General features: G+C 70.8%; 6 protein-coding genes. 1 reads left to right on the top strand and 5 read right to left on the bottom strand.

Annotation, left to right across the window (positions count from 1 at the left end; all coding sequences use genetic code 11):
* Positions 1 to 106 precede the first annotated feature (106 nt).
* From ACWGDB_RS41705 to ACWGDB_RS41685, 5 genes are all read right to left on the bottom strand, one after another.
* Complete coding sequence (locus ACWGDB_RS41705; RefSeq protein WP_391406628.1) at positions 107 to 1,813, bottom strand: bifunctional uroporphyrinogen-III C-methyltransferase/uroporphyrinogen-III synthase; 1,707 nt, start codon at positions 1,811 to 1,813, stop codon at positions 107 to 109.
* Positions 1,810 to 2,769 carry a hydroxymethylbilane synthase gene (gene hemC / locus ACWGDB_RS41700; protein WP_369272694.1) on the bottom strand — a complete coding sequence of 320 codons (960 nt, stop codon included), beginning with the start codon at positions 2,767 to 2,769 and terminating at the stop codon, positions 1,810 to 1,812. Before hemC ends, ACWGDB_RS41705 begins: the two co-directional genes overlap by 4 nt.
* Positions 2,766 to 4,535, bottom strand: coding sequence for a glutamyl-tRNA reductase (locus ACWGDB_RS41695; RefSeq protein WP_453827256.1), 1,770 nt, complete (start codon positions 4,533 to 4,535; stop codon positions 2,766 to 2,768). The genes hemC and ACWGDB_RS41695 overlap by 4 nt, the downstream gene beginning before the upstream one ends.
* Positions 4,532 to 5,305: a redox-sensing transcriptional repressor Rex gene (locus ACWGDB_RS41690; protein ID WP_328880091.1), complete on the bottom strand. Its 774-nt coding sequence runs from the start codon at positions 5,303 to 5,305 to the stop codon at positions 4,532 to 4,534. The genes ACWGDB_RS41695 and ACWGDB_RS41690 overlap by 4 nt, the downstream gene beginning before the upstream one ends.
* 280 nt (positions 5,306 to 5,585) lie before the next feature.
* The gene (locus ACWGDB_RS41685; RefSeq protein WP_453827255.1) at positions 5,586 to 5,873 is read right to left on the bottom strand and encodes a glutaredoxin family protein; all 288 of its coding nucleotides are present in this window, start codon (positions 5,871 to 5,873) and stop codon (positions 5,586 to 5,588) included.
* A 153-nt stretch (positions 5,874 to 6,026) separates the two neighbouring features.
* On the opposite strand from ACWGDB_RS41685, the gene ACWGDB_RS41680 reads away from it, so the two are divergent.
* Positions 6,027 to 6,947, top strand: a complete 921-nt coding sequence (locus tag ACWGDB_RS41680) for an HAD family hydrolase (RefSeq protein ID WP_453827254.1) — start codon at positions 6,027 to 6,029, stop codon at positions 6,945 to 6,947.
* Positions 6,948 to 7,152 lie beyond the last annotated feature (205 nt).

Genomic DNA, 7,152 nt, shown 5'->3' with positions numbered 1-7,152 from the left:
AGAGACAGGGGGGCGGCAGCCCCCAGGGACCCGGGGTCGAAGGGGCGGCGCCCCTGGAGGACGGGACGGGTAGGGGCGGCGGGGGCGAAAAACACCCCGCCCACACCTATGTCGTGGACCGCCGCCGCCGCGCCCCCGGCCGCCGCTCACTCGGCCGAGTAACAGGATCCCCCGCCTCAACCGCCGCGGCCCGCCGCCGCAACCCGAATTCGGCGAGCGCCTCAGCCAACTTGTGCACAGACGGCTCCGGAGCCATCACATCCACCCGAAGCCCATGCTCCTCGGCAGTCTTCGCGGTGGCCGGCCCGATACAGGCGATCACCGTCACGTTGTGCGGCTTACCGGCAATCCCCACCAGGTTCCGCACAGTGGAGGACGACGTGAAGAGAACGGCATCGAAGCCACCCCCCTTGATCGCCTCCCGTGTCTCCGCCGGCGGCGGCGACGCCCGCACGGTCCGATAGGCCGTGACGTCATCCACCTCCCAGCCCAGCTCGATGAGCCCGGCGACCAGCGTCTCCGTGGCGATGTCGGCCCGAGGCAGGAACACCCGGTCGATCGGGTCGAATACGGGGTCGTACGGCGGCCAGTCCTCCAGCAGCCCCGCAGCCGACTGCTCCCCACTCGGCACGAGATCCGGCTTCACACCGAACGCGATCAGCGCCTTCGCGGTCTGCTCCCCCACCGCGGCGACCTTGATCCCGGCAAACGCCCGGGCATCGAGCCCGTACTCCTCGAACTTCTCCCGCACGGCCTTGACCGCGTTCACCGAGGTGAAGGCGATCCACTCGTACCGCCCGGTGACGAGCCCCTTGACCGCCCGCTCCATCTGCTGAGGCGTCCGCGGCGGCTCGACGGCGATCGTCGGCACCTCGTGCGGCACGGCCCCGTACGACCGCAGCTGGTCGGAGAGCGAAGCCGCCTGCTCCTTCGTACGCGGCACGAGCACCCGCCACCCGAAGAGCGGCTTGGACTCGAACCACGACAGCTGGTCGCGCTGGGCGGCGGCGGAACGCTCACCGACCACGGCTATCACCGGCCGCCCGCCTTCGGGCGAGGGCAGCACCTTGGCCTGCTTGAGCGTCTGGGCGATGGTCCCGAGGGTCGCGGTCCAGGTCCGCTGCCGAGTGGTCGTACCGGCGACGGTCACCGTCATCGGCGTATCGGGCTTGCGCCCCGCCGAGACCAGCTCACCGGCGGCCGCGCCCACGGAATCCAGCGTCGTCGACACGACGACCGTCCCGTCCGACGCCCCGACCTCGGTCCAGCACCGGTCGGAAGCCGTCCGCGCGTCCACGAACCGCACGTCCGCGCCCTGCGCGTCCCGCAGCGGCACACCGGCATACGCGGGCACGCCCACGGCGGCGGCGACACCCGGCACGACCTCGAACGGCACGCCCGCCGCGGCACACGCCAGCATCTCCTCGGCGGCGTACGTGTCGAGCCCGGGATCCCCGGACACCGCACGCACGACCCGCCTGCCGCCCCGTGCGGCCTCCATGACAAGATGTGCGGCATCCCGCACTGCGGGTAGCCCAGCGGTCGTTGACGCGCCGTCAACAACCGCTAGCTGAGGCGTGCCTGTGCCCACGGCGGCGTCCGAATCCGGACCCGTGTCCGTATGCACTTCGGCAACGCCCTGTCTGGCGTGCTGACGTACGACGTCGAGCACCTCGTGCTCGGCGACCAGTACGTCCGCGTTCGCCAGTGCCTCGACGGCGCGCAGAGTCAGCAGCCCCGGATCCCCGGGTCCGGCACCGAGGAAGGTGACGTGCCCGTGTTCAAGGCCGGCGGGAAGAGTGGTGGGGCTCACTGTGCTCGCTCCCCCATCAGACCGGCCGCGCCCTGGGCAAGCATCTCGGAAGCGAGTTCGCGACCCAGCGCAAGCGCTTGGTCGTGCGTCTCGGGCACGGGACCGGTGGTGGACAGCTGCACCATACGAGTGCCGTCGGTCGTGCCGACGACGCCCCGCAGGCGCATTTCCTTGACAATCTGCCCGTCGGCCAGAAGGTCGGCCAGCGCACCCACAGGTGCACTGCAACCGGCCTCCAGGGCGGCGAGCAGTGAGCGCTCGGCGGTCACGGCGACCCGCGTGAACGGGTCGTCGAGTTCCCCGAGCGCGGCGATCAGGTCCGCGTTGTCCGCGGTGCACTCGATCGCCAGTGCCCCCTGGCCGGGGGCGGGCAAAACAGTGTCGACCGACAGGAAGTCGGTCACCTCGTCGATGCGGCCGATACGGCTCAGGCCGGCCGCGGCCAGCACCACCGCATCCAGCTCGCCGTCGCGCACGTATCCGATCCGCGTATCCACGTTCCCGCGGATCGCGACCGTCTCGATGTCCAGCCCGTGGCTGCGCGCATACGCGTTGAGCTGCGCCATCCGGCGCGGCGAACCCGTACCGATGCGCGCCCCGCGCGGCAGGTCGGTGAGCTTCAGGGCGTCCTGCGCGACGATCACATCGCGCGGGTCCTCCCGCTCGGGAACGGCCGCCAGGACCAGTTCCTCGGGCTGCGTGGTCGGCAGGTCCTTCAGGGAGTGCACCGCGAAGTCGACCTCGCCCTTGAGGAGCGCGTCGCGCAGGGCGGTGACGAAGACGCCGGTGCCGCCGATCTGCGCGAGGGCCTCGCGCGAGACATCGCCGTACGTGGTGATCTCGACGAGCTCGACGGGCCGTCCGGTCACCTGGCTGACGGCGTCCGCGACCTGCCCGGACTGCGCCATGGCGAGCCTGCTGCGCCTGGTGCCGAGCCGTAGTGCCTGCTGAGTCATCGTGGGCCTCGGTCCTTCTCGGTGCTGTCCTCGGCGCGCGAGACGGAGGCCACCGTCTCCTGGTCGAGGTCGAACAGGGTCCTCAGGGCATCCGCGTACCCCGCGCCGCCCGGCTCTGCCGCAAGCTGCTTGACCCGCACCGTCGGCGCGTGCAGCAACTTGTCGACCACCCGCTTGACGGTCTGCGTGATCTCCCCGCGGTGCTTGTCGTCGAGCCCGGGCAGCCGCCCTTCCAGCCGGGCGATCTCGCTCGCCACGACCTCGGCGGCCATCGTGCGCAGCGCGACGACGGTGGGTGTGATGTGCGCGGCCCGCTGAGCCGCCCCGAAGGCCGCGACCTCGTCGGAGACGATACGGCGGACCTCGTCGACGTCGGCCGCCATCGGAGCGTCGGCGGAGGCTTCCGCCAGCGACTCGATGTCGACCAGCCGCACCCCGGTCAGCCGGTGCACGGCGGCGTCGATGTCGCGCGGCATGGCGAGGTCGAGCAGGGCGAGCACGGGCGCGGGGCGGGACGCCTCGACGACCGGCTCGGGCTTGCGGCGCTCGGGAATCCGGCCGACGGTGGCCACGGTCGCGGCGAGCGCGGTGATCAGCTCGGCGTCGGCCTCGGGGCTGCGCCGGGCGGCCTCACGGCGGTCGACGGCGCTGCCCGCGGCCCAGGCCGCGTGCTGCTCCAGAGTGGCCGCGTCCATACCGGCGACGGCGGCCTCCCCCATGACAGAGAAACCTCCCTGCACGGAGCCGAGATCCAGCGGGCAGTCCTCGTCGGTGCCGACGCTGGTGGGCGGCAGCGGAGTCTGCCGTACGTCGGTGGCGTCGGCGGCGCTCCTGGCGGCCGGCGCCTTGGCAGCCGTACGAACGCCGTCGCCGGCTTCCTCGAAGGCGACCGGCTGACCGGTACGGCCCTCCACGCCTGCGGCGATCTCCTCGGCCGTGAGGACGAGCCCGGTCGCTCCGGTGCAGGAGACGACGACATCGGCACGTGTCAGCTCGACCGGCACCGACTCCATCGGTACCGCGCGGGCGGGCACGTCCGTACCGTCGGTCTCACCAAGGCCCTGTCCGTATTGCTCTGCGAGCAGGGCTGCGAGGCGCTCGGCGCGGTCGTGGGTGCGGTTGGCGACGACGATCTCGGCGACACCGGCACGCGCGAGCGTGGCGGCGGCCAGCGACGACATCGAGCCGGCGCCGATGACCAGGGCCTTCCTGCCGCGGGCCCACGCCGTGACGTCCGTACCGCCGGCGAGCTGCTCCAGGCCGAAGGTGACCAGGGACTGCCCGGCGCGGTCGATGCCGGTCTCGGAGTGGGCGCGCTTGCCGACCCGCAGGGCCTGCTGGAACAGGTCGTTCAGCAGCCGCCCGGCGCTGTGCAGCTCCTGCGCCTTGGCGAGCGAGTCCTTGATCTGCCCGAGGATCTGCCCCTCTCCGACGACCATGGAGTCGAGCCCGCAGGCCACCGAGAACAGATGGTGGACGGCCCGGTCCTCGTAATGGACGTAGAGGTAGGGCGTGAGCTCGTCGAGCCCGACCCCGCTGTGCTGGGCGAGCAGCGTGGACAGCTCGGCGACACCGGCGTGGAACTTGTCCACGTCGGCGTACAGCTCGATGCGGTTGCAGGTGGCCAGCAGGGCGGCCTCGGTGGCCGGCTCGGCGGCGACCGTGTCCTGCAGCAGCTTGACCTGGGCGTCCGCGCTCAGCGCCGCACGCTCCAGGACGCTGACCGGGGCGCTGCGGTGGCTCAGCCCTACGACGAGGAGACTCATGCCGGCATCACGGCGGGTACGTCCCCGTCGGGCCCCTGGTCGGTGGATCGGTCGGACTCACGGGTGACGGCGGCCGGTCCGGCGCCGTCGGCGTGGGCGTGGGCCTCCTCGCCGGCCTTGCGCTGCTCGTGGAAGGCGAGGATCTGCAGCTCGATGGAGAGGTCGACCTTGCGCACGTCGACGCCGTCCGGGACGGTCAGCACGGTCGGCGCGAAGTTCAGGATGGAGGTGACCCCGGCGGCCACGAGCCGGTCGCAGACCGGCTGGGCGGCACCGGCGGGGGTGGCGATGACGCCGATCGACACGCCGTTGTCCTGGATGATCTTCTCCAGGTCGTCGGAGTGCTGCACGGGGATCCCGGCGACGGGCTTGCCGGCCATGGCCGGGTCGGCGTCGATGAGCGCGGCGACCCGGAAGCCACGGGAGGCGAACCCGCCGTAGTTGGCGAGAGCGGCGCCGAGGTTACCGATACCGACGATCACAACCGGCCAGTCCTGGGTGAGACCCAGTTCGCGGGAGATCTGATAGACGAGATACTCGACGTCGTAGCCGACACCGCGCGTTCCGTACGACCCGAGGTACGAGAAGTCCTTGCGCAGCTTGGCGGAGTTGACCCCCGCCGCGGCCGCGAGCTCCTCGGAGGAGACCGTGGGTACCGAGCGCTCCGACAGTGCGGTCAGGGCGCGGAGGTACAGCGGAAGCCTGGCGACGGTGGCCTCGGGAATCCCTCGGCTACGGGTCGCCGGTCGGTGAGTTCGGCCAGTTGCCACGGTGCTCCTGCGGGTAGAGCGTGGGGGCAGGCGGTCACACGTACCTAGACCGCCCCGTCGAATGCAGGCTATGTCTTTGTGAACGCGTGCACAAAGATGGTGTCCGATTTGCCCGCCCAACGTGACCGGGCTCACGCACGCCCGGCGCGCTGATGTGGAACCGGCGCATACGCACCACCGTTCCTCAACTCTTGGGGGCAAAACCGCACACTCTCCTCAACGATCCCCGCCCCCGAGACCAAGTCGCCGTCGATCCTAAGCCGTTTTCGGAGTAGTTGGACTACCCGGTCAGTGCTTTGCGGAGGCGATCCTCGTTCACGCGCCAAAACGTGTGCTGGGCTCCGTCGACGAGGACGACGGGGATCTGTTCCCAGTACTGGTCATGGAGTTGGGGGTCCTGGTTGATGTCCTTCAGCTCCCACGGAACCCCCAGCTCGGCACACACCTTCTCGACGGCGATCTGTGCGTCATCACACAGATGACAGTCGGGCTTGCCGATGAGGGTGACGAGCCGGTCCTGGGGGGATTTGGCTGCGGCGCGACGAAAGAGGGGGCTCATGTCAGCCATTCTCGCGCGCCGACGCGCGTGTGCGGGGCGGACTCCGAACGGGTGCTGACGGGACGCATCACCACGCTGTTTAACTGCGCGGTCGCGGAGAGTTCACAACCTCCAAACCTCTCGACTCCGGAAGCACCGAACAAACTGGCTATGCTCACGGTCATGGCCGCTCTTGGATGGCTCACTCCCCGTAGGCGTTCCGCCACGGCGCGGAGCGTGTTGGCTGGCGAGGCTTCGGCGGAGGCAGCGCGCAAGTCGTCGCAGGAAGCGACGGAGGTCTCCGACGTCGAGCCGGAGTTCCCGGTACTCGGCGACGAGCAGGCCGCCGCCTTCTTCGACCTGGACAACACCGTGATGCAAGGTGCTGCCCTCTTCCACTTCGGCCGGGGCCTGTACAAGCGGAAGTTCTTCGAGACACGCGACCTCGCCAAGTTCGCCTGGCAGCAGGCGTGGTTCCGGTTGGCGGGGGTCGAGGACCCGGAGCACATGCAGGACGCCCGCGACTCGGCCCTGTCGATCGTGAAGGGTCACCGCGTCGCCGAGCTGACCTCGATCGGCGAGGAGATCTACGACGAGTACATGGCCGAGCGCATCTGGCCGGGCACGCGCGCCCTCGCCCAGGCGCACCTGGACGCGGGCCAGAAGGTGTGGCTGGTCACGGCAGCCCCGGTCGAGATCGCCCAGGTGATCTCCCGCCGCCTCGGCCTGACGGGCGCCCTCGGCACGGTGGCCGAATCCGTGGACGGCGTCTACACCGGCAAGCTGGTCGGCGAACCGCTGCACGGCCCGGCCAAGGCGGAGGCCCTCCGCGCCCTGGCTTCCGCGGAGGGCCTGGACCTCTCCCGCTGCGCGGCCTACAGCGACTCCCACAACGACATCCCGATGCTCTCCCTCGTCGGCCACCCCTACGCCATCAATCCGGACGCCAAGCTCCGCAAACACGCCCGAAAGCTCGACTGGCGCCTACGCGACTACCGCACCGGCCGAAAGGCCGCGAAGGTCGGCATCCCGGCGGCGGCGGGCGTGGGCGCGGTGGCCGGGGGCACGGCAGCGGCAATCGCACTGCACAGACGGCGGCGATAGCCGACTTCGGCCGCGGGCCCATGCCTGCGGCGGCCTGTTGATGTTTGGTGGGGGTTCGCGTAGCGCCAACGGTTTCGTGGTGGGTCGGGGCCGTGCCGGGGGGGTGTCCGTCCTCGGACCGGCGGTCGCCTTAGGCCAAGAGGTACCGCGTGTTGACGCCGGCCACTGCGGGCGGACACCCCCCGGCACGTCCCCTTGCCGCCGT

This window comes from Streptomyces sp. NPDC055013 (assembly GCF_053608645.1).
This window is presented reverse-complemented; position numbering and strand designations above follow the sequence as displayed.